Raw genomic sequence first — 20,405 nt, forward strand, 5'->3', positions numbered from 1 at the left:
AAGAGTGCGGGCGCCACGCTGTCGCGGCACCCGCCTGCACGTGAGTGGTGCGGTTACTTGATGATCCCGATCTCTTTCGAGATGGTCTGGATCTGACCGACGGACTCGGCAACGAAGTTCTGGAAGTCCTCGCCCTGCAGGTCCAGCGGAGCCAGACCGTTGGCGGCCATCACTTCTTTCCACTCGTCCGACGCATACAGGTCACCGATTTTTGCGACCCAGTCGTTGTAGGCCTCGTCCGACATGCCGCCCGGAGCGTAGAAACCGCGCCAGTTGGCGCCGATGGCATCCACACCCTGTTCCTTGGCGGTCGGGAAGTCAGCGAATTCACCGGGCAGACGCTCGGGCGCCAGAACCGCGATCACTTTGATGTCGCCGGAATCCACGAAACCCTTGGCTTCGGAAATGTCACCGGTAAAGGCCTGGACCGAGCCGGCCAGCAGCTGGGTCACCGCCTCGCCACCGCCGTCAAAGGCGATGTACTTGACCGAGCGGACATCGTCGATGCCATAGGCGTTGGCCGCGATCAGTACCTTCAGGTGGTCCCAGCCGCCCACGGCCGAACCGCCAGCAACCGAAACCGAAGCCGGGTCGGCTTTGATCTGGTCCAGCAGCTCGGGCAGGGTGTTGACGGGGCTATCGGCAGCCACGGCGATCACGCCATAGTCGGCGCCGATCGCGGCCAGCCAGCGGACCTGATCCATGGTGTTGCCCGGATAGGCGCCCTGGGCCAGACGGGTTGCGGTTGCGGCACTTGCGGCGACAATCAGGTTGTTGTCGTCATTGCGCTTGTTCACCACCTCGGCAAAGGCCACGCCACCGCCGCCACCGGCCAGGTTCACGACCTGCATGGTCTGGTCGATCAGGCCCAGATCCTGCAGCGACTTGCCCACCTGACGGCAGGTGAAATCCCAACCACCACCGGGGTTTGCCGGTGCAATACATTCCTGAGCGCTGGCGGCAAAGCCGGTCAGGGCGAATACGGCAGCGGCTACGACGCCGCCGGTTCCAAACAGTTTCATTTGGTTCTCCTCCTAGGGTCTTCTTGGCCTGCTGTTACGCAGACGAAACCGGTCCCTGCAGGGAGCCGGGCGCGCAGCCCTTCCTTGCAGGTTGATTTTCTTTAACGAATAATGCTGTCACGAACCTGTCATGTTGCGACGGGCGTTCGGGGGGACAATGCGTGTATTGATGATCGAAGATGCCGAGGATCTGGCCGAGGGCGTCGTGGCCCATCTGGGCCGGTCCGGTGTCGTCTGCGATCTGGCGACCTCGGTCGAGGCCGCGCGCGATTTCCGCGCGGTCCAGGGCTATGACGCGATCCTGCTGGACATCAACTTGCCCGACGGGTCGGGCCTGGGCTTTCTGGACGAAATCCGTGGCGGGGGTGACCGCATTCCGGTCTTGATGCTGACCGCGCTGACTGCGGTCGAGGACCGGGTAGCCGCGCTGGACAAAGGAGCCGACGATTATCTGGGCAAACCCTTCGACCAGCGCGAGCTCGAGGCGCGGCTGCGCGCGCTGGTGCGCCGAGATGCCGACCGCAAGAGCGAGCAGATCACGCTGGGCCCGCTGGTCTATGCCCCCAAGGACCGCAGCGCCACGCTGGGCGGCAAACGCCTGAACCTGACCGCGCGCGAGGCTGCCGTGCTGGACGCCCTGATCCGGCACGAAGGGCAGTTCCTGTCCAAGGCGCGGTTGTACGACTCGCTTTACGGGTTCGAGGATGCCGATGTGGGCGTGAACGCAATCGAGCTGTATATCGCCCGGCTGCGCAAGAAATTCTCGGGCAGCGGTGTGACCATCACAACCCAGCGCGGGGTCGGGTACCGGATCGGCCTGCATGGTTAGGCCGCCCCTGCCCCACAGCCTGACCGCCCGGGTGCTGAGCGCGGTGATGCTGATCCTTGTTCTGGGCGGCGTGCTGGTCGGCCTGTCGATCTGGGCCAACGGCCGGTTGGCGGCCCGTCAGGCCTATGACCGGCTGCTGCTGGGCGCGGCCAGCGACATCGCCGAATCCGTGCGCATCCAGGACGGCCAGCCCATCGTCGACCTGCCGGTTTCGGCCTTTGAGCTGCTGGCCCAGGCCCCGGATGACCGGATCTACTACGCGGTGCGCGGGCCCGACGGGCGCTTCATCACCGGGCTGGACCCGGACACGGTGATCGCGCCCCCGCAACCCTTCAGCCAGTCGGCCCAGTATTTCGCGGCAGACCTGAATGGGGAGCCGGCCCGGTTCGTCCGTTTGCCCCGCCTGTTCGCCGAGCGCGACTTTTCCGGCGAAGTCGAAATCGTTGTCGGGCAGACCTTGCTGGCACGACGCGCGATGACCGCCGGGCTGATGCTGGATGCCCTGCTGCCGATGGCGGCTGCCGGCGCGTTGCTGCTGATCATGTCCTGGTTCGTCACCCGTTCCGCGCTGCGCCCGCTCGAGGCGATGTCGGACGACCTGATCCGCCGTGACCCCTATGACCTGACGCCCGTGGCCAGCGACGGGCTGCCACGCGAATTGCAGGTCATGATCGCGGCGATGAACCGGTTCATGGGGCGGCTGGACCGGCAGGTACTGTCGATGCGCAACCTGATCGCCGACACCGCCCATCAGTTGCGCACCCCGGTCGCGGCGATCCGGGTGCAGGCCGAAATCGCGCAGGCGGATCCGGATGCCCCAGCTCGCCACCGCGCGTTGGACCGGCTGCTGAACCGGACGCGGTCGCTCGGGACACTTCTGGATCAGCTTTTGTCGCGCGCGATGGTCATCCACCGCATCGACAGCGCCCCGCGCCGGCCGGTCGATCTGCGCGAAGTGGCGCTCGAGGCGCTGGAGCAGAGCGACCACGAGGTGATCGCCCCCGGCGTCGAGGTGCATCTGAAAATCGGGGAAAACCCGGTCTGGGTGCGGGGCGATGCGTTTTCGCTGGGCGAGGCCACCAAGAACCTGCTGGGCAACGCGCTGCGCCACGGCAAGGCCCCGGTCAGCATCGGCGCCAGCCTGGAGGGTGGCCGCGCCGTTCTGTGGGTGCGCGACAGCGGCCCGGGGCCGGAAACGTCGGTCTCTGCCCGGCTGGGCGACCGGTTCAACCGCAACGCAGGCTCGGGCGAGGACAGCAGCGGGCTGGGGCTGTCGATCGTCAAATCCACCGCCGAAGCCTTTGACGGCACCGTCGAGATGACCCGCACCGATGACGGGTTTCGCGTATCGCTGAACTTTCCGGCCGCCACCGAAGGACCAGGCGCATGATACGGTTTCTGATCCCGCTGGCCCTGTGTCTGCTGATGCCCGCTTCCCGCACTGCTGCGCAGGAAGCAGTTACCGAATTCGGCACCGGGCCCACCCCCCTGCTTGTGCGCTCGACCACGGATATCGGCATTATCCGCCCGGTGATGGAACAGTTCGCGGCGCAGAACCCAGACCTGACCATCACCTATGAACAATGGGGCTCGAACGCGCTGTTCCAGCACAGCAAGACGGCCTGCAAGACCGGCCACAGCCCGGCCGATGCGGTGTTTTCCTCGGCCGTTCAGCAGATGGTCTGGTTGGTCAATGCCGCCTGCGCCCACCGCTACAGCTCGGCCCAGACGCAGGCGCTGCCCCCGGCCCGGCGCTGGCGGGACGAGCTGTGGGGGATCACCACCGAACCCGCGGTCATCGTCTACAACAAGGACCGTCTGGACGATCTGGAGGTTCCGCGCAGCCGCTTTGCCCTTCTGGACGCGATGCGCACCCGCCCCGACCTGCTGCGCGGCCGGGTGGCGACCTATGACATCGCAGCCTCAGGGCTGGGATATCTGTTTGCCTATGGAGACAGTCTCGAGGCGACCACCTTCGGGTCACTGATCGAAGGTTTCGCGCGCATAGATGCCATCGCCACCTGTTGTTCCGCCGAGATCATTCGCGACGTTGCCGAGGGCCGGTTCCTGATCGCCTACAACGTGCTTGGCTCATATGTCGCGAATGCACAGGACCCCGCAGTTGGGGTTATCCTGCCCGAGGATTACACCCTCGTCCTGTCCCGCGCCTTTCTGATCCCGAAGAATGCAGGCAACAGCGCTGCCGCAGCACGTTTGCTGGATTTCCTGCTCTCTGCACAGGCGCAGGACTTGCTCGCAACCTCGGGGCTTGTGTCCCGGATGGACTCGGCCGAGACCGGACTGACGCCCAGCGCACGACGGTTCATCCCTTTGTCGCCCGCCCTTCTGGTGGCCAGCGACCCGAACCGCCGGGCAGAGTTGTTCAAACTGTGGAACGACGCGTTCGACGTCGAAACCGCCCGCTAGGCTGGTTTCGGTCCGGCGTCTTCGGTCTCAGGTTCTTCGGGGGCCTGGTCTGCCATGCTGGCATCGAAAATCTCAGGCTCCGGGATATCCGCGATCTCGGCGTCCTCGGCCATATCCGAGCGGTCTTCCAACGCCCCCACGATCAGAGGCAGCATGTGAACACCCGTCGCCGTGGCGATCTCAGGGGTTTTGGGGGTCTGCCAGCTGAGCGTGTCAAAGCTGTGACAGTTGGGGCAGACCGGCGCCCATTCAGCTTGGATGTCATGGCAGTTGCCGCAAACCCATTGCGGCCCGCGCGGCGCATTCAACGCTTTGGCCAGCCAGCCCTGAACCACCGCGTCCGAGGCCCCTTCGCCGCGCTCGATGGCGGCCATCAGGGTATAGGCTCGGGCATCGGCACCTTTCTCGACCACATCGCCAAGCGCCCGGCGGGCCTCGGGAAAGTCTTCGGCGACGATGTTCAGCTCGGCCAAAATCAGGCGGGTTTCCAGATGCTCGGGATGGATGCGCGTCAATGCCGTAAAGCGCTTGACCCGTTCCTCGGCGGTTTCGTCGGGCACGATCTCGGCAAAGGCATGGGCCAGATCCGGATGCGGCTGCGCCTCCCATGCCTTTTTGAGAATCTTTGTCGCGGCGCGCGGCTTACCCTTGGCGATGTAGGCCCGTGCGGCCATGGCTGCCGCCGGCACCAGGTCGGGTGAGAGGCGGTTCGCCTCGATCGCGCGCTCCTGCTGTTCGACACTGGCGGTTTCGTCCAGAATTCCCTTGGCCTCGGACAGGGCCAGAACAGCGTCGCGTCGCTTGTACACATCACGCGGCAGCGCGCCGGACTTCAACTTGGCGGTCAGGGTCGACCGTGCGCCGGCCCAGTCCTGCGCCTTGGTCTGCAGTTTCAGAAGCACATCCTGCGTTTCCTGATGCCGCGGCTTCAGCGCCAGTGCTTTTTCGGCGAGTTTGCGCGCGGTTTCATCGTCGCCCTCGGCCAACTTCTGCTTCATGATTCCGCGCACGCCGACGAAACGTGTGGCCTGATCCGTCACCAGTTTCTTGTAGGTTTCCGATGCCTTCTTGGTGTCACCGACCATTTCGGCCGCCTGGGCCACCAGCAGGTTGGTCAGTTCCGGCTTGTTCAGCAACCGTTCGGCCTTGTGCGCCATCGTCATGGCCGTCCGCCCTTCTCCTGAGGCCAGCGCCATCAACCCGTCAGCCAGCGCCTGATAGCCCCGTTTCTCGCGGCTGCGGTCGAAATAGCGCGAAAGGGCAGTTTCATCACCGTTGAGGAATTTCAGGGTCGCAATCAGCAGGCTGAGCAGCTTGAAGAACAGCCAAACCGCCAGAACCAGCAGGCCCAGCGCGATCACCGACTGCAGCGGGCTGAGCGTGACCTCGGTTCCCATCGCGGTGATCTGGATGCCACCGCTGGTTTCCATCAGAACGCCTGCCCCCATGGCCAGAAGGCCGACGATCGCGACAAAAACCAGGATCTTCAACAATGACCAGAGCATGGCAGGCCCCTCAGTTCGAGTTCACGCTTGTCACAAGCGCATTGGCGGCTTCGACCGCGGATTGGCGGGTTTTGGCGGCCGCGATCCATTCGGCCATTGCTGGCTGCGCCGCTTCCGGAAGCGCGCCCAACTCGGCCAAGGCCGTGCTGATGTCACCTTTGCCCAACGCGGCCTCCGCTCGTGACAGAATGGCGTCGGGATCATTGCCATCTTTTGGCGAAACGGACCGGGCGCCGGTCTGCCGCTGAAGAAAGGCGACAAGGCCCGTTCCCTTGTCAGCTTCACGCGCATCTGCCAGCGCAGTTCGGGCGGCAGGCGCAAAACTCTCGCGCAGATCCGTCAGTGTCGGCACACCTTCGCCGGCCGGAGCGGACAGGGCTTCCGGCACCTGCACGCCGCCGGTCTGCAACTGGGCCACCAGATCGGCATAGGGTGCGCCGGCATCCAATTGACCCTGAACCTTGGACAGCACGGCCAGGTTCTCTGCCGCCTGTGCCCGGGCTTGGGCCTGCGCGTCCAGGGTTTGCGCTTCGGCGACCATCTTTTCGACTTCGGCACGCTGGGCGGCCAGCGACTCCTGCAGCTTCTTCAGCTCGGCCTCGACGGCCGCAACGGTTTCGGGCGAGGCGGCGTCGGTCAACGGACGTGCCTCAAGCTGTGCGACGCGTTGCGCCAAGGGGTCGAGCTTGCCCGACAGATCGTCGACATTGGATTTGAGCGCGCCAAGATCGCTTTCGATCGGCGTCAGGTTGGCACTCAGCGCCGCGATTTCAGCCGACGGGTCGGGAACTTCAGACAATTGCTTGCTCAGGTCAGCCAGTTGCTGAGCCTGGTCGGTCACCTTGGTCTCAAGCGCTGCAATCGCCTCGGACGGATCGGACCCTGCCGGCCAAAGCAGATCGCTGCGTCCGGCGGCGAACCCCAACGCCGCTGCGATGACGCCACCAATTAGCGCCGGCATGAACCCCCTTCGCTTGGCCTCAGGTTGCTGATCGGTTGCCGTAGCCCGATCGGCTTCGGCTTCGGCTTCGGCTTCGGCTTCGGCTTCGGCTTCGGCTTCGGAAGGGCTTTGTTCAACCCGATCTTCCGGGTCAAGCGAGTAGGCGTCAGTCTTGGCGTCGACCGCTTCGGGCACCTCCTCGACCTTGGGGTCGTCGGCCGGTTTCTGGTCTGTGTCTTTCTTGGCAGCCACCGTCACTTCCCCCTGTCGATTCCCATAAAACCTGACGCGCAGACGCGTCCAAGTTAATCCGCGCCCATCGCACCCTCAAGCCGGATCGCGTATTTAACGAGTTTTTTCACGGCTTTCCGCATTTTCTTGGGGGTCGGGCGTTTGGCAATCCGCAAACGGGCAATCGCCAAGTTTTCAAGGGGCTCGGCGGTCGGTCCGCTCATCGCGGCGACCAAAAGCGGTGCCGGTCCGGGCCAAAGGTCGGCAAATTGTCGCGCGGTCCGCGGCGAGAACAAGGGCGCTATCACCGGGGCCGAACCAGCCGCAGCCGCCTGGGCCTCGGGCGTCAAAGGCAGCAAATGCTGGCGATAGACCGGCTGTTCCCGCACGGTCAGCCCCAGTTCGGTCAGCCGGGCCGCGATATTTCCGCGACTGTGTTCGCCGCGCAGATGCAACAGCGGGCTGTCCGGGCGCTCTTTGAGCAGTTTGGCGACCAGTTCCTCGGCGGTTTCGCCGGCCATTCGGGCCTCCCACCCGGCCTGGCGGGCCGTTTCGGTGGTGGCCGGCCCCACGCAATAGGCGGGTAGATCGCGGCGCACATCCTGCGCCGCGGCGGCCGCCACGCCATTGGCCGAGGTGAAGATCAGGCCCCGAATTCCAGTCGTGTCCACCGCCTGTTCCATCGGTCGGATATCCAGCAGCGGGGAATAGACCACCTGAACCCGCGACCGCAAACGTTCGGGCAGCTGCGCCACGAACCTTTCCGAGGCGGCGCGGGGGCGGGTCATCAACAGGTACACGGGCGGGCGTTCGGGCCTTGAGGATTGTTTGCTGCGGCGCGGGGTGATACCCCGCGACCAGATCATGATGCAATGGTTCAGGCCGATGGTGCAAACACTTACCGTTCTGGGATTGGAAAGCAGCTGCGACGACACGGCGGCGGCCGTGGTGCGGCAGACCGAGGGCGAACCGGTGCAGGTTCTGTCTTCGGTCGTGCATGGCCAGACGGACCTGCACAGTGCCTTTGGCGGCGTAGTGCCCGAGATCGCGGCCCGCGCGCATGCCGAAAAGCTGGATGTCTGCGTGCAGCAGGCTTTGGAGCAGGCGGGCCTGACCCTGCAGGACATGGACGCTGTGGCCGTAACCGCCGGGCCAGGGCTGATCGGCGGGGTCATGTCCGGCGTGATGTGCGCCAAGGGGATCAGCGCGGCCACCGGTCTGCCGCTGATCGGCGTCAACCACCTGGCCGGCCATGCGCTGACCCCCCGCCTGACGGACGGGATCGCCTTTCCCTACCTGATGCTGCTGGTGTCCGGCGGGCACTGCCAATACCTGATCGCCCACGGTCCCGAGCGGTTCACCCGGCTGGGCGGCACCATCGACGACGCCCCGGGTGAAGCATTCGACAAGACCGCGCGCCTGCTGGGCCTGCCCCAGCCCGGTGGCCCCTCGGTCGAGGCCGAGGCGCGCGAGGGCGACCCCAAACGCTTTCGCTTCCCGCGGCCGCTGCTGGACCGGCCCGGATGCGATCTGTCCTTTTCCGGTCTCAAGACCGCCTTGATGCGGATGCGCGACCAGATCGTGGCCGAAAAAGGCGGACTGACGCGTCAGGACCGCGCCGATCTGTGCGCCGGGTTCCAGCAGGCGGTTGTGGATACGCTGGCCGAAAAGACCCGCCGCGCCATCGCCCTGTATCTTGAAACCAACCCGGCCGAGCCGGTCATCACCGTGGCCGGGGGCGTTGCGGCCAACACAGCCATTCGGTCTGCGTTAGAGTCTGTTTCCGCGGATGTCGGCGCGCGGTTTACCGCCCCTCCGCTGCACCTGTGCACCGACAATGCGGCGATGATCGCCTATGCGGGATTGGAACGATTCCGGCTGGGCGCGCGTGACGGGCTGGACCTGACCGCCCGTCCCCGCTGGCCGCTGGACCAGACTAGCCCGGCCATGCTGGGCGGCGGGCGCAAGGGGGCCAAGGCATGAGCGTCTCGGTCCTTGGGTCGGGCGCCTTCGGAACCGCGCTGGCGATCTCACTGGCGGGCAAGGGTCCGGTCACCTTGTGGGCCCGGTCGGACGAACAGGCGCAGACGATGCAGGCGACCCGCCGCAATGACACCCGTCTGCCGGGTGTCACCCTGCCCGACGCCATCACGGTGACCGCTGAAATCACGCTGGCCTGTCAAAGCGACGTGTTGTTGTTGGCGGCGCCCATGCAAAAACTGCGCGATGTCCTGTCGGACCATGCGGCGGACCTGCAGGGTCGCACCCTTGTGGCCTGCTGCAAGGGTATCGAACTGTCCACCGGCCTGGGTCCGATTGCCGTGATCGAACAGGTGCTGCCCAGCGCCTGCACCGCCCTGCTGACCGGGCCCAGCTTTGCCGATGACATTGCCCGCGGGTTGCCGACGGCGCTGACACTGGCCTGCGCCGACGTGGATTTGGGCACCCGGCTGCAACAGGCCCTGACCACCGCCAACCTGCGGCTCTACCGGACCACCGACGTGACCGGGGCCGAGCTGGGCGGGGCCTTGAAGAACGTGATGGCCATCGCCTGCGGTGCCTGCATTGGCGCGGGTCTGGGGGACAGCGCCCGCGCGGCCCTGATGACCCGCGGCTTTGCCGAGATGCAGCGCTTTGCCGCGATGCGCGGCGCCCGGCCCGAGACCCTGATGGGCCTGTCGGGTCTGGGCGATCTGGTCCTGACCTGCTCGTCCGACCTGTCGCGCAACTTCCGGTTCGGCCTGTCGCTGGGCCGCAACGAGACCTTTGACGCCGCGACCACCGTCGAAGGCGTGGCCACGGCAAATGCCATGGCCGCCATCGCCGCGACCGAGGCGCTGGACATGCCCATATGCCAGACGGTGGCGCAGCTCAGCCGTGGCGCCTACAGTGTTGCAGAGGCTTTGCAATCCCTGCTCAATCGCCCACTCAAGGAGGAATGACATGCTTATCGCCCTGATCGCCCGGGACAAGGACGGCGCCCTGCAGACCCGTCTGGACAACCGCGCCGCGCACCTGGCCTATATCGAAGAAACCGGCGTGGTCGCACAGGCCGGGCCGTTGCTGAACGGCGATGCCATGATCGGGTCGCTGGTCATCCTGGATGTCGCGGACCTGGCCGCCGCACAGGCCTGGGCCGACAACGACCCCTATGCCAAGGCCGGTCTGTTCAAATCGGTCGAACTGATCCCGTGGAAAAAGGTCATCGGCTGATGGCGTATTGGCTGTTCAAATCCGAACCCTCTACCTGGAGCTGGGACCAGCAGGTCGCCAAGGGCGACACTGGCGAGGAATGGGACGGGGTGCGCAACTATCAGGCCCGCAATTTCATGCGGCAGATGAAGCTGGGCGACCGGGGGTTTTTCTATCATTCGCAGAAGGACAAGGCGATCGTCGGCATCGTCGAGGTCTGCGCCGAGGCCCACCCCGACAGCACCACCGACGACGACCGGTGGGACTGCGTGGACATCAAGGCGGTGCGCCCCTTCGCAAAACCGGTCACGCTGGACCAGATCAAGGCCGATCCACGGCTGGCCGATATGGTGCTGGTCAAGAACTCGCGCCTGTCTGTGCAGCCCGTCTCGGATGCTGAATGGGCGGTGATCTGCGAACTGGGCGAGACCCAGACGGATTGAGAAAAAGGGAAGGCCCTGACGATGCAGAACCTTCCCTACCCCGCGTGCTCCCTACTCACCACACGCAAAGAAATCTCTGGTTCTGACCGTCCTGGTCACGAGGCGAATGTAGCCTAACGCGCGGCTGTTTTTCAAACGTGAAATCAATAGATTATGATTCAAATGCAAAACGCCCGCCGAACCAGTCGGGCGGGCGTTTCCGAATGTCGCGGCGGAATCAGCCGTAGACCGACTCTTTGCCGAAATGCTTGGTCAGTATGTAATAGACCACTGCGCGGTATTTGTTGCGCTCAGACATGCCATAGGTCTCCATGACCTTGTTGATCGCTGCCATCAGCTCGGGGCCATCCGACAGGCCCAGTTTCTTGATCAGAAAGTTGTTTTTGACGGTCTCCAGCTCACCTTCCTGGCTGGCGGCGACGGTCGCGGCATCCGCGTCATAGATGGCCGGGCCGCATCCAATGGTAACCTTGGTCAGCAGGTCAATGTCCGGCGTCATACCGCATTTGTTCTTCAGATCATCCGCGTATTTGGCGATCAACTCGTCACGTTTTCCCATTGTCCTCTCCTGTGTGGGTTGGGTTCCGGCCTTTGCGGCGCTGGCTGAACGGTAACGGCTGACAGCTTTTCAACAAAGGGAAAAATCCGACGGTTTCCCCCCAAGGCAGGGATACGCGCACCTTCGGGTTGATCATTGTTTCAGTTTTATTTAACATTTTAGTTAATCATTGAGTCGAGGAGACTGCCATGACCATCGCCCTACCGAACGAAAGCGCCGAATACCGAACCGCCCGAAATGCTCTGTTGGCCGCCGAAGCCGATCTGCGTGCGCGGGTCGAGGAAGTGGCCGCGCTGCGCCGGACCTTGCCCAAGGGCGGCCAAATCCCGCAGGATTACGCTTTTCGGGACCTCGGGGGCAAAATTGCCCCGATTTCAAGCCTGTTCGGTGATCATGACACTCTGGTCGTGTATTCGCTGATGTTTGGTCCCAAGGCGCAGGACCCCTGCCCCATGTGCTCGGCCTTTCTGGACGGGCTGACCGGGCAGGTCGCACATCTGACCCGAAAAACCGCCTTTGCGGTCGTGGCGCAGAATACACCGGATGCCCTGGCTGCGCTGAGCCGGCGCATGGGCTGGCAGGATCTGCCGCTCTATTCCGCGTTGGATACATTGTACCAGCAAGACTATCTGGCCGAGACCGAGGACGGAAACCAGTTGCCGATTCTGAACGTATTTCAACGCGATGCGCAGGGAATCCACCATTTCTGGAGCTCCGAGCTGTTCTTTCAGCCCAGCGACTGGCATCCACGCCATGTCGATGCAGCCTGGCCCCTATGGAACATTCTGGACCTGACGCCGCAGGGGCGCGGCGATTTCGTGCCGCCGCTCCGCTGAGCGCAACAAAAAAGGCGGCCCAAATGGCCGCCTTCTCCGCGTATTTCTGACGGATCAATACCGGTAATGCTCGGGCTTGAACGGGCCTTCGGGCGTAACGCCGATGTAATCCGCCTGTTCCTTGTCCAGCTTGGTCAGCTTGACGCCGATCCGGTCCAGATGCAGGCGTGCGACCTTCTCGTCCAGGTGCTTGGGCAGGATATAGACCTTGTTCTCGTACTGGTCGCCTTTGGTGAACAGTTCGATCTGGGCCAGAACCTGATTGGTGAACGAGGCCGACATCACGAAGGACGGGTGTCCGGTGGCATTGCCCAGGTTCAACAGACGGCCTTCGGACAGCAGGATGATGCGGTTGCCCGAGGGCATCTCGATCATGTCCACCTGGTCCTTGATGTTGGTCCATTTGTGGTTTTTCAGGCTGGCCACCTGAATCTCGTTGTCGAAATGGCCGATATTTCCGACGATGGCCATGTCCTTCATCTCGCGCATGTGCTCGATGCGGATCACGTCCTTGTTGCCGGTGGTGGTGATGAAGATGTCGGCGGTCGAAACCACGTCTTCCAGCAGAACCACCTCGAACCCGTCCATGGCGGCCTGCAGGGCGCAGATCGGGTCGACCTCGGTCACCTTCACGCGGGCGCCCGCGCCGCGCAGCGAGGCGGCCGAGCCCTTGCCCACGTCGCCATAACCGCAGACCACGGCAACCTTGCCGGCCATCATCGTGTCGGTGGCGCGGCGGATACCGTCGACCAGCGATTCCTTGCAGCCGTACTTGTTGTCGAACTTCGACTTGGTGACGCTGTCATTCACGTTGATCGCCGGGAACGGCAGTTGGCCGTCCTTGACCAGCTGATACAGGCGGTTGACGCCGGTGGTGGTTTCCTCGGACACGCCCTTGATCTGATCGCGTACCTTGGTGAACCAGCCCGGGCTGGCGGCCATTCGCTTCTTGATCTGCGCCTTGATGACTTCTTCCTCTTCCGAGGACGGGACGGGGATGATGTCCTCGCCCGCTTCGGCGCGCGCGCCCAGCAGGATGTACAGCGTGGCGTCGCCACCATCATCCAGGATCATGTTCGGGCCGTCTTCGAACAGGAACGACTTGTCGAGATAGTCCCAATGCTCTTCCAGAGTCTGGCCCTTGATGGCAAAGACAGGAATGCCCGCCTCGGCGATGGCCGCTGCCGCATGGTCCTGGGTCGAGAAGATGTTGCACGACGCCCAGCGCACATCCGCGCCCAGCGCGACCAGCGTTTCGATCAGCACGGCAGTCTGGATCGTCATGTGCAACGACCCGACGATGCGCGCCCCTTTCAGCGGCTTGTTGTCGCCGTATTCCGCACGCAGAGCCATAAGGCCCGGCATTTCGGTTTCCGCGATATCCAATTCCTTGCGGCCGAACCCGGCCAGTGAAATGTCTTTGACGATGTAGTCGCCAGCCATCAGATGCTCCATTCCGATCAACAACGGTTTGGGCAGCCCCTAACACCGTTGGGGAAAAGTGGCAATGTGGGTGGCAGTGGACCGCGAGCGGCGCTCAGTTCAACTGGGCGTCCCCTCGGCTTGAATCTTTGGGATCGCTTCAAAGAAATCGGTGCCGGCGGCGACAATGCAGCTGATGCCGTTGGCGTGGGTCACCAGAACGGTATAGGTCCCGCTTTCGCGTGAGGCCCATACCTCCATGACCGTTTGTCCGCCTCGCGAGTTCTGCAAGCCGCCAAAGGCAAGCTCCTCTGAATAGGATTGCTGCAGTTTGGCGATCACATCTCCGCGCAAGGCACAGTTCTGTGCCAATGCAGGCGGCGCTGCCGCAGCCATTCCAAAGACAAGTGCCAGTCCGAATACACGCTTGAACATGACAGGCTCCTTTCGGTTGGGTTTCAATCCGAGAGGGGCACACTGGGAGGAGCGTATGCCCCCCTCAGTCTTCATGTCGTGATCACAAGGTGCCGGTTCAAAGCACGATTGCTCAAGAAATTGTTGGCAGCCAGTGATCAGGATGGCTTAAGCATAGCATAAAACCGGGTCTCGGGCACGGTGGACAAGATGGGGCATGGCAGAATGGCAACACAACCCAGGGCATGGCAACGGATGCTGTCGGGCCGCAGGCTGGACCTGCTGGACCCGACACCGGTGGATGTCGAGATCGAGGATATCGCCCATGGTCTGGCTTTCGTGGCGCGCTGGAACGGCCAGACGGCGGGTGATTTCGCCTATTCCGTGGCCGAGCATTCCCTGCTGGTCGAAGAGCTGTTCGGCCGGATCGCCCCCAAGGCGCCAGTGAAATGGCGGCTGGCGGCGCTGCTGCACGATGCGCCGGAATATGTGATCGGCGACATGATCTCGCCGGTGAAGGCCGCGGTTGGCCCGGGCTATGGCGCGCTGGACGACCGGCTGGCGGCTGCAATCCACATCCGCTTTGGCCTGCCCGCCGCGGTGCCGAAAACGGTGAAACGTCAGATCAAGAAAGCCGACCGGATCAGCGCGTGGATGGAGGCCACCCAGATCGCGGGGTTTTCCGAGGCCGAGGCAACCAAGTTCTTCGGCCGACCGGACGCGGCGGTGATGGAGAGGTTGCAGATCACACTCAGGCCACCGGTTGAGGTTCGGCAGGCATATACGGCGCGGCACGCGGAGCTGTTGGCGGAGCTATGAAACTCGAATGGTAACGGAATCTTGCTTGCCCCCAGCCGCATATTTGCCTTTGCGGCGCCCACGCAGTCCGTGTGACTAAACTCCGAAGAACGGCCTCATTTACTCAATATCGTTCCGCAGAGAAGACACTGTTTGAGCCAAAAAGAGCGGCTCCAGCGTTCGCCGGTTGACAGAAGAACGACACCGTCAGTCTAATGAGGCGCAACCGAGCCGAGTGATCGTTGTTGTATGAAACGCCTCAGAATTGGAACTTCGGATCTACCGCGCGCATTCCGGCTTCTGTGTTTATCCACGATGATGTTGCTGGGAGCGGCTTCATGCGGCCGCCCGCCGGAATTGGTAGGGATCGATAATCCAAGACTTCCTGCATCTGAGGTAAAAGAGGCCAAGCGCCAAACAGTCTTCATTGCCACGACGCGTCAAGCGTCCGGTGCAGAAGGGGTCTTCTTTTCCGGTGACCGCGGTGAGGGTTTGGGCTTGGCTTCAGTAGTCGTCACCATCCCGCCAATTCACAAAGCAGGGAAAATTGAAAGAGCCAGCTCTCTGCCACCTATTGCCTCAAAGCACTTCACCATAGTTGAACCAAAAGTCTATGTTTCGGAAGCCGCCTTTGTTTCTGAAATTGACAATCAGTTACTGAACCTCAGCGTTTCCGACAGAAACGTTCTGGTCTTTGTGCACGGCTATAACACGACCCTGAGCGATGCCATCCTTAGATTGGCACAGTTTGTCGAGGATACCGAGTATGACGGGATCCCCGTATTGATGTCATGGGCGTCTGCTGCAGAGACTCTGAAATACGTCTACGATATCAACAGCGCCCTCGCTGCCAGATCAGACTTTTTGAAAGCCGGTGAGATCATTTCGCGATCACAGGCTCAACAATTTGACATACTCGCGTTTTCGATGGGAGCGTTCCTTACGATGGAAGCTATCTCGCAAGCCGAAATTGCTGGCGAGTTCAATCCCAACAAGAAAATCCGAAACATAATTCTGGCAGCACCCGATATCGATTTGGCGGTATTCGAAAGCCAGCTCTCAACTATCACCCACGACAATCAGAAAATCTTTGTTCTCGTATCCTCGGACGACGGAGCCTTGAGTTTTTCGAAGTTCATTTCTGGCGGAGTCGACCGTGTTGGCGCGGCCGATGCCGCCGAACTCGCAAGGTCAGGAGTCACCGTTATTGATCTCAGCCAAGTCCAGGACTCTCAAAGCACAAGTCACTCGAAATTTGCTTCGTCCCCTGAGGTGGTTCGAATTGCTGGTGAAGCAATCCGCACGAGCAGACGGACCGGTAGGCGTTCCACTACAGAACTTCAGGACCTTATTGGCGAAGGTTCAGTGGAAGTTGTAGGCGAACCTTAATTTCTTGATTTCCCAAGCCTGTTGCCAGAACAGTGCCGATCGGCAAAACGCTACCGCGGGCTGCGTTTCGCCAGAATCCGCTGCAAGGTCCGGCGGTGCATGTTCAGGCGCCGCGCGGTTTCCGAGACGTTTCGGTCACACAGCTCGTAAACCCGCTGGATGTGCTCCCACCGCACCCGGTCGGCGCTCATGGGGTTTTCCGGCGGCGGGGGCAGTTCGTCGCCCTTGGCCAGCAGCGCGTTGGTGATGTCGGTGGCGTCGGCAGGTTTCGACAGATAGTCGGTGGCGCCGATTTTCACCGCCGCCACAGCGGTCGCGATCGCACCGTATCCGGTCAGAACCACCACCCGGCTGTCGGGGCGCTTTTCCCGCAGCACCTCAACCACGTCCAGCCCGTTGCCGTCCTCGAGCCGCAGGTCCACCACGGCAAAGGCGGGCGGGCGGGCGGTGGCGATCGCGCGGCCGGCGGCGACGGATCCGGCGGTTTCCACCTCGAACCCGCGCTTTTCCATCGCTCTGGCGAGACGTCTCAGAAACGGCTCGTCATCATCCACCAGAAGCAGGGATTTGTCGGGGCCGATGTCAAGCTGAGCAATGTCTGCCATGGTGTGGTCTTTCTGCTATTTCATGCCGATAGGCTTTGAGATGAGTAATAGCAGCGCCACACCAAAGGTCAAACCGACGGTTACTCTGCCGCCTGGTCCACAAAGCAGGCAACGGTGTCGGCCATCTGCTCGGCCGTCGCGTCGCGTTTGAAAAACTCAAGGAACCCATCCTGCGGCGTGACGAGGTAGGTAAATGTCGAATGGTCGACGAGGTAGTACTCGTCGCTCTTGTCCTGGGCCTTGTAATAGGTCTTGTAGGCCTGGCTCGCGGCCTTGACCTGTTCCGGCGTACCGGTGAGGCCAATCATCTTTTCATGCAGGTTGTAGGCAAAATCCCCCACGACGTCGGGGGTGTCCCGGTCCGGGTCCACCGAGATGAAAATCGGAGTGACCGAATAACCGCGCTCGGTCAGCAGGTCGACGGCCTCGGCATTGCGGGTGGTGTCCAGCGGACAGACATCGGGGCAGAAGGTATAGCCGAAATAGATCAGCGAGGGCTCGGTGATCACGTCCTTGTCGGTCACGGTTTCACCCTTGGAGTTGATCAACTCGAACGGGCCGCCGATGGTTGCGGTGCCGCCTGCAATCTGGCTGGACCGGCACTGCGCAAACTTGTCGTCCGAACCGCCGCCGCGCGTCATCAGCCACATAGCGCCCAGGCCCACGGCCAGCACGACGGTTGCAAGAATGGCATAAAGGCGGGTCATGGCGAAATTCCTGACACATGGGGTTGTTGATCGGTTCGGCCGGGACACCTATCAAGTTGACCAGCGGACGCAACAGGACATAATCGCCCGATGACGGATTCCAACACCAGCCTCTGGCGCGGACAGGAACGCAGCAGCTGGATCCGGCTGCGCACGTTGATCCTGCTGCGGTGGGTGGCAATCATCGGCCAGATCACGGCCATCACCGTTGCCCAGCAGACCTATCACGTCCAGCTGGAGCTTGGGCTGTGCTACCTTGCCATCGGTGTTTCGGTCATGGGCAACCTGACCGCCATCCTGCTGTTCCCGCAGAACAAGCGCCTGTCGGAATTCGAAAACTTCCTCATGGTGATGTTCGACCTGCTGCAGCTGGCTTTCCTGCTGTATCTCACAGGCGGTCTGAACAACCCGTTTGCCCTGCTGTTGCTGGGCCCCGTGACGATTGCGGCCAACGTCATGAGCACCCGGTCGACCCTGATCATCGGGGGCGCCGCAATCGTGCTGGCGACGCTTCTGGCCCAGTTTCACCTGCCGCTGCGCACCGATCTCGGCCTTGTTCTGGACATCCCCGACATCCTGCTGTTCGGCAACTGGGCCGCCATCGTGATCGCGATCGTATTCATCGGCGCCTATTCGCACCGCATCAGCGCCGAAGTTCAGTCGATGTCCGAGGCGCTGGCCGCCACCCATATGGCCCTGGCGCGCGAGCAGAAGCTGACCGACCTCGGCGGCGTTGTCGCCGCCGCCGCGCACGAGTTGGGGACCCCACTGGCCACGATCAAGCTGACCAGCTCGGAACTGATCGAAGAATTGGACGACCGCCCGGACCTGAAAGAAGACGCCGCCCTGATCCGCGAACAGGCCGACCGATGCCGCGACATCCTGCGCGACATGGGTCGGGCCGGCAAAGATGACCTGCACCTGCGCCAGGCACCTTTGTCCGCCGTGATCCACGAGGCGGCCGAGCCCCATATACACAGGGGCAAACAGGTACATTTTGACGAAGGCCCGGGGCCTGACGGGGATGTCCAGCAGCCCTCGATCCTGCGCAAGCCCGAGATCATTCATGGCCTGCGAAACCTGATCCAGAACGCCGTGGACTTTGCCCGCGCACAAGTCTGGGTCGAGGCCGAATGGACGCCGGACCGGATCACCGTCAGCATCATGGATGACGGGCGCGGTTATCCGTCACACATCATCGGCCGTATCGGTGACCCGTTCATGCGCCGCAGACGCGCCGAAAGCGATCTGCGCACACGCCCCGAATACGAGGGTATGGGGTTGGGCCTATTCATCGCAAAGACGCTCTTGGAGCGCAGCGGCGCCGAACTGAAATTTGCAAATGGGTCAGACCCTTACCAGGCGGTGACGGACCAGGCCGAGCGACGCGGCGCAATCGTGCTGGTGACATGGCCGCGCAAGCTGATCGATGCGCAGACGGGCGACAACCCGGTTCCGTCGGGCGTGAACGAACGGTTCCAGGTCTGAGTTAAGACACCGTTAACTATTTAAGCGCAAAATCGGGTCCGGTTTGTTTTTGGGGTAGGCGGCACTGTGGCCGACTGGATCATACTTGCGGCGATCAGCCTGGTTTCGTCGGGCTTTGCCCTGCAGTGGCTCATGCCGCGCCGTCCGCGGCGCGGTGACAATTTTGGTTTGTCTGCGCCGGCTTCGTTGTTGGATGCGGTGTTTTTGTTCAACGGAAGCCGCCTGATCAGCCATTCCGACATCGCCTTGTCCGGGTTCGAAGCGGTGAATGACTGGGATGATCTCAGGCGCCTGCTGCAGCGCGACTTTCCGGCCTTCCCCGAGACTTACGAAACCGTCAGCCAGCAAGGCAATATCGTGGTTTCGGCCATAGATTGTACGGTCGAGCGCGAGGTTCGGTGTGAATGGATCGACGGCATCGTCCGGGTGCAGTTGCGTGATCTGACCGGCATCACCGAACCGACAAGGAGGGATCCGAACGATCCGATCCGCCTCGCCATGGATCGCGCGCCCTACCCCGTGTGGCTTCTGGATCATGCCAACAAGGTTAGATGGTGCAACGCCGCCTATGTCGCGCTGGCCCGCAAGGCGCGCGGGCAGGACACGGATCTGACCCAACCCATGTTCCCTGAACTGACCGAAGACGCGCGGCCCGGCAAGAAGACCCGCGTGTCAATTCCGGTGAAGGACAGCAGCAGCAAGCTGTGGTTTGATCTGACGCGTGTGGCGCTGGACGAAGGTCACCTGCATTACGCGGTCGACGTAAACGCCATTGTCGAGGCCGAGACCGCCCAGCGCAAATTCGTCCAGACGATGACGAAAACCTTTGCGCAGCTGTCGATCGGCCTGGCAATCTTTGATCGAAACCGCCAGTTGGCGCTGTTCAACCCCGCCCTGATCGACCTGACCGCTTTGCCGCCCGACTTCCTGAGTTGCCGGCCGAATATCTCAAGCTTCTTTGACCGCCTTCGGGATCAGCACATGATGCCCGAACCCAAGAACTACCGCAGCTGGCGCCGGCAGATGAACGATCTTCTGGAAGCGGCTGAGGACGGAAATTATCAGGAAACCTGGTCACTGCCGTCGGGCTCAGTCTATTCGGTCAGCGGTCGCCCCCATCCCGACGGCGCCGTCGCCTTTCTGTTCGAGGACATCACGGCCGAGATCACCCTGACCCGCCGGTTCCGGTCCGAGATGGACCTTATGCAGTCAATCCTCGACAAGCTTGCGGACGCCGTCGCAGTTTTTGCCGATGACGGGACACTGGCCTTCACCAACTACGCCTACCAGCTGCTGTGGGGAGACTCGGACGAGGTCGGCTTTGAACCAGTCACGGTTCTGGACGTCACGCGCCAGTGGCAGTCGCAATGCCAGGCCAATCCAATTCTGGGTGACATTCGGGACTTCGTGGAAATGCGCAACAACCGGGCCGAGTGGAGCTCTGATCTGTACAAGCGCGACGGCACCCGGCTCTTGTGTACGGTCAGCCCTATCCAGAATGGCGCAACCATCGTACGGTTCACGATCGAACACGCGCGTGGAGAAACGCCGGATATGTTGCAGATCACCGCCTGAACCGGGTTGCAGAGGGTTCGGCC

General features: G+C 62.5%; 21 protein-coding genes. 12 read left to right on the top strand and 9 right to left on the bottom strand.

Annotation, left to right across the window (positions count from 1 at the left end; all coding sequences use genetic code 11):
* Nucleotides 1–53: 53 nt before the first annotated feature.
* Complete coding sequence (locus tag ACR0LD_RS10810; protein ID WP_170361035.1) at nucleotides 54–1,022, bottom strand: Bug family tripartite tricarboxylate transporter substrate binding protein; 969 nt, start codon at nucleotides 1,020–1,022, stop codon at nucleotides 54–56.
* 157 nt (nucleotides 1,023–1,179) lie between these two features.
* On the opposite strand from ACR0LD_RS10810, the gene ACR0LD_RS10815 reads away from it, so the two are divergent.
* Genes ACR0LD_RS10815 through ACR0LD_RS10825 form a run of 3 tightly spaced genes read left to right on the top strand, consistent with a single transcriptional unit; the run spans nucleotide 1,180 to nucleotide 4,278 of the window.
* Nucleotides 1,180–1,851, top strand: coding sequence for a response regulator transcription factor (locus tag ACR0LD_RS10815; RefSeq protein ID WP_170340612.1), 672 nt, complete (start codon nucleotides 1,180–1,182; stop codon nucleotides 1,849–1,851).
* On the top strand, nucleotides 1,844–3,241 hold the full coding sequence (locus ACR0LD_RS10820) for a sensor histidine kinase N-terminal domain-containing protein (protein ID WP_480636908.1): 1,398 nt from the start codon (nucleotides 1,844–1,846) through the stop codon (nucleotides 3,239–3,241). Before ACR0LD_RS10815 ends, ACR0LD_RS10820 begins: the two co-directional genes overlap by 8 nt.
* Nucleotides 3,238–4,278: an ABC transporter substrate-binding protein gene (locus ACR0LD_RS10825; RefSeq protein WP_480636910.1), complete on the top strand. Its 1,041-nt coding sequence runs from the start codon at nucleotides 3,238–3,240 to the stop codon at nucleotides 4,276–4,278. Before ACR0LD_RS10820 ends, ACR0LD_RS10825 begins: the two co-directional genes overlap by 4 nt.
* On the opposite strand, the gene ACR0LD_RS10830 is transcribed toward ACR0LD_RS10825, so the two are convergent.
* Genes ACR0LD_RS10830 through ACR0LD_RS10840 form a run of 3 tightly spaced genes read right to left on the bottom strand, consistent with a single transcriptional unit; the run spans nucleotide 4,275 to nucleotide 7,742 of the window.
* Nucleotides 4,275–5,783 carry a heme biosynthesis HemY N-terminal domain-containing protein gene (locus ACR0LD_RS10830; protein ID WP_480636911.1) on the bottom strand — a complete coding sequence of 503 codons (1,509 nt, stop codon included), beginning with the start codon at nucleotides 5,781–5,783 and terminating at the stop codon, nucleotides 4,275–4,277. The two genes, ACR0LD_RS10825 and ACR0LD_RS10830, sit on opposite strands and share 4 nt — an antisense overlap.
* Nucleotides 5,784–5,793: 10 nt before the next feature.
* Nucleotides 5,794–6,975, bottom strand: a complete 1,182-nt coding sequence (locus ACR0LD_RS10835) for a COG4223 family protein (RefSeq protein WP_480636913.1) — start codon at nucleotides 6,973–6,975, stop codon at nucleotides 5,794–5,796.
* Between the two features lie 53 nt (nucleotides 6,976–7,028).
* A complete protein-coding gene (locus tag ACR0LD_RS10840; protein WP_480636915.1) occupies nucleotides 7,029–7,742 on the bottom strand; it encodes a uroporphyrinogen-III synthase in 714 nt (237 codons plus the stop codon).
* 97 nt (nucleotides 7,743–7,839) lie between these two features.
* Here ACR0LD_RS10840 and tsaD point away from each other — a divergent pair, with 97 nt between their 5' ends.
* The 4 genes from tsaD to ACR0LD_RS10860 are packed head-to-tail and all read left to right on the top strand — an operon-like array spanning nucleotide 7,840 to nucleotide 10,589.
* Nucleotides 7,840–8,937 (top strand): tRNA (adenosine(37)-N6)-threonylcarbamoyltransferase complex transferase subunit TsaD, encoded by a 1,098-nt coding sequence (gene tsaD, locus ACR0LD_RS10845; protein WP_170364306.1) that lies wholly within the window; start codon nucleotides 7,840–7,842, stop codon nucleotides 8,935–8,937.
* On the top strand, nucleotides 8,934–9,896 hold the full coding sequence (locus ACR0LD_RS10850; protein ID WP_480636917.1) for an NAD(P)H-dependent glycerol-3-phosphate dehydrogenase: 963 nt from the start codon (nucleotides 8,934–8,936) through the stop codon (nucleotides 9,894–9,896). The genes tsaD and ACR0LD_RS10850 overlap by 4 nt, the downstream gene beginning before the upstream one ends.
* A 1-nt stretch (nucleotide 9,897) precedes the next feature.
* Complete coding sequence (locus ACR0LD_RS10855) at nucleotides 9,898–10,167, top strand: YciI family protein (protein ID WP_480636919.1); 270 nt, start codon at nucleotides 9,898–9,900, stop codon at nucleotides 10,165–10,167.
* Nucleotides 10,167–10,589 (top strand): EVE domain-containing protein, encoded by a 423-nt coding sequence (locus ACR0LD_RS10860; RefSeq protein ID WP_480636921.1) that lies wholly within the window; start codon nucleotides 10,167–10,169, stop codon nucleotides 10,587–10,589. Before ACR0LD_RS10855 ends, ACR0LD_RS10860 begins: the two co-directional genes overlap by 1 nt.
* Nucleotides 10,590–10,806: 217 nt before the next feature.
* Here the strand turns inward: ACR0LD_RS10860 and ACR0LD_RS10865 are convergent, their stop codons facing one another.
* The gene (locus tag ACR0LD_RS10865) at nucleotides 10,807–11,148 is read right to left on the bottom strand and encodes a DUF2853 family protein (protein ID WP_480636923.1); all 342 of its coding nucleotides are present in this window, start codon (nucleotides 11,146–11,148) and stop codon (nucleotides 10,807–10,809) included.
* A gap of 188 nt (nucleotides 11,149–11,336) precedes the next feature.
* Here ACR0LD_RS10865 and ACR0LD_RS10870 point away from each other — a divergent pair, with 188 nt between their 5' ends.
* Nucleotides 11,337–11,984, top strand: coding sequence for a DUF899 family protein (locus ACR0LD_RS10870; RefSeq protein WP_480636925.1), 648 nt, complete (start codon nucleotides 11,337–11,339; stop codon nucleotides 11,982–11,984).
* 54 nt (nucleotides 11,985–12,038) lie between these two features.
* On the opposite strand, the gene ahcY is transcribed toward ACR0LD_RS10870, so the two are convergent.
* Nucleotides 12,039–13,427, bottom strand: coding sequence for an adenosylhomocysteinase (gene ahcY / locus ACR0LD_RS10875; protein ID WP_170433499.1), 1,389 nt, complete (start codon nucleotides 13,425–13,427; stop codon nucleotides 12,039–12,041).
* Nucleotides 13,428–13,526: 99 nt separating this feature from the next.
* Nucleotides 13,527–13,841: a hypothetical protein gene (locus tag ACR0LD_RS10880; protein WP_170361060.1), complete on the bottom strand. Its 315-nt coding sequence runs from the start codon at nucleotides 13,839–13,841 to the stop codon at nucleotides 13,527–13,529.
* A gap of 204 nt (nucleotides 13,842–14,045) precedes the next feature.
* Here ACR0LD_RS10880 and ACR0LD_RS10885 point away from each other — a divergent pair, with 204 nt between their 5' ends.
* Together ACR0LD_RS10885 and ACR0LD_RS10890 are read left to right on the top strand one after the other, a co-directional pair.
* The gene (locus ACR0LD_RS10885; protein ID WP_170433501.1) at nucleotides 14,046–14,639 is read left to right on the top strand and encodes an HD domain-containing protein; all 594 of its coding nucleotides are present in this window, start codon (nucleotides 14,046–14,048) and stop codon (nucleotides 14,637–14,639) included.
* Nucleotides 14,640–14,867: 228 nt separating this feature from the next.
* Nucleotides 14,868–16,007, top strand: a complete 1,140-nt coding sequence (locus ACR0LD_RS10890; protein ID WP_217355917.1) for an alpha/beta hydrolase — start codon at nucleotides 14,868–14,870, stop codon at nucleotides 16,005–16,007.
* 50 nt (nucleotides 16,008–16,057) lie between these two features.
* Here ACR0LD_RS10890 and ACR0LD_RS10895 read toward each other — a convergent pair whose 3' ends face one another.
* Together ACR0LD_RS10895 and ACR0LD_RS10900 are read right to left on the bottom strand one after the other, a co-directional pair.
* On the bottom strand, nucleotides 16,058–16,612 hold the full coding sequence (locus ACR0LD_RS10895; protein ID WP_170368977.1) for an ActR/PrrA/RegA family redox response regulator transcription factor: 555 nt from the start codon (nucleotides 16,610–16,612) through the stop codon (nucleotides 16,058–16,060).
* Nucleotides 16,613–16,692: 80 nt separating this feature from the next.
* A complete protein-coding gene (locus tag ACR0LD_RS10900; protein ID WP_170340640.1) occupies nucleotides 16,693–17,319 on the bottom strand; it encodes an SCO family protein in 627 nt (208 codons plus the stop codon).
* A 90-nt stretch (nucleotides 17,320–17,409) separates the two neighbouring features.
* Between ACR0LD_RS10900 and regB the strand changes: the two genes are divergently transcribed.
* Nucleotides 17,410–18,807 (top strand): sensor histidine kinase RegB, encoded by a 1,398-nt coding sequence (regB, locus tag ACR0LD_RS10905; protein WP_093963869.1) that lies wholly within the window; start codon nucleotides 17,410–17,412, stop codon nucleotides 18,805–18,807.
* A 66-nt stretch (nucleotides 18,808–18,873) separates the two neighbouring features.
* Entirely contained in the window at nucleotides 18,874–20,382 is a 1,509-nt protein-coding gene (locus tag ACR0LD_RS10910; protein WP_480636928.1) for a PAS-domain containing protein, read from the top strand.
* Nucleotides 20,383–20,405 lie beyond the last annotated feature (23 nt).

The organism is Ruegeria sp. BF8 (assembly GCF_056538625.1).

Excerpts from the sequence above, each read along its gene's own strand:
- ACR0LD_RS10810 (WP_170361035.1), bottom strand. The coding sequence starts at position 1,022 with ATGAAACTGTTTGGAACCGGCGGCGTCGTAGCCGCTGCCGTATTCGCC.
- ACR0LD_RS10815 (WP_170340612.1), top strand. The coding sequence starts at position 1,180 with ATGCGTGTATTGATGATCGAAGATGCCGAGGATCTGGCCGAGGGCGTC.
- ACR0LD_RS10820 (WP_480636908.1), top strand. The coding sequence starts at position 1,844 with ATGGTTAGGCCGCCCCTGCCCCACAGCCTGACCGCCCGGGTGCTGAGC.
- ACR0LD_RS10825 (WP_480636910.1), top strand. The coding sequence starts at position 3,238 with ATGATACGGTTTCTGATCCCGCTGGCCCTGTGTCTGCTGATGCCCGCT.
- ACR0LD_RS10830 (WP_480636911.1), bottom strand. The coding sequence starts at position 5,783 with ATGCTCTGGTCATTGTTGAAGATCCTGGTTTTTGTCGCGATCGTCGGC.
- ACR0LD_RS10840 (WP_480636915.1), bottom strand. The coding sequence starts at position 7,742 with ATGACCCGCCCCCGCGCCGCCTCGGAAAGGTTCGTGGCGCAGCTGCCC.
- tsaD (WP_170364306.1), top strand. The coding sequence starts at position 7,840 with ATGGTGCAAACACTTACCGTTCTGGGATTGGAAAGCAGCTGCGACGAC.
- ACR0LD_RS10850 (WP_480636917.1), top strand. The coding sequence starts at position 8,934 with ATGAGCGTCTCGGTCCTTGGGTCGGGCGCCTTCGGAACCGCGCTGGCG.
- ACR0LD_RS10855 (WP_480636919.1), top strand. The coding sequence starts at position 9,898 with ATGCTTATCGCCCTGATCGCCCGGGACAAGGACGGCGCCCTGCAGACC.
- ACR0LD_RS10860 (WP_480636921.1), top strand. The coding sequence starts at position 10,167 with ATGGCGTATTGGCTGTTCAAATCCGAACCCTCTACCTGGAGCTGGGAC.
- ACR0LD_RS10865 (WP_480636923.1), bottom strand. The coding sequence starts at position 11,148 with ATGGGAAAACGTGACGAGTTGATCGCCAAATACGCGGATGATCTGAAG.
- ACR0LD_RS10870 (WP_480636925.1), top strand. The coding sequence starts at position 11,337 with ATGACCATCGCCCTACCGAACGAAAGCGCCGAATACCGAACCGCCCGA.
- ahcY (WP_170433499.1), bottom strand. The coding sequence starts at position 13,427 with ATGGCTGGCGACTACATCGTCAAAGACATTTCACTGGCCGGGTTCGGC.
- ACR0LD_RS10880 (WP_170361060.1), bottom strand. The coding sequence starts at position 13,841 with ATGTTCAAGCGTGTATTCGGACTGGCACTTGTCTTTGGAATGGCTGCG.
- ACR0LD_RS10885 (WP_170433501.1), top strand. The coding sequence starts at position 14,046 with ATGGCAACACAACCCAGGGCATGGCAACGGATGCTGTCGGGCCGCAGG.
- ACR0LD_RS10890 (WP_217355917.1), top strand. The coding sequence starts at position 14,868 with ATGAAACGCCTCAGAATTGGAACTTCGGATCTACCGCGCGCATTCCGG.
- ACR0LD_RS10895 (WP_170368977.1), bottom strand. The coding sequence starts at position 16,612 with ATGGCAGACATTGCTCAGCTTGACATCGGCCCCGACAAATCCCTGCTT.
- ACR0LD_RS10900 (WP_170340640.1), bottom strand. The coding sequence starts at position 17,319 with ATGACCCGCCTTTATGCCATTCTTGCAACCGTCGTGCTGGCCGTGGGC.
- regB (WP_093963869.1), top strand. The coding sequence starts at position 17,410 with ATGACGGATTCCAACACCAGCCTCTGGCGCGGACAGGAACGCAGCAGC.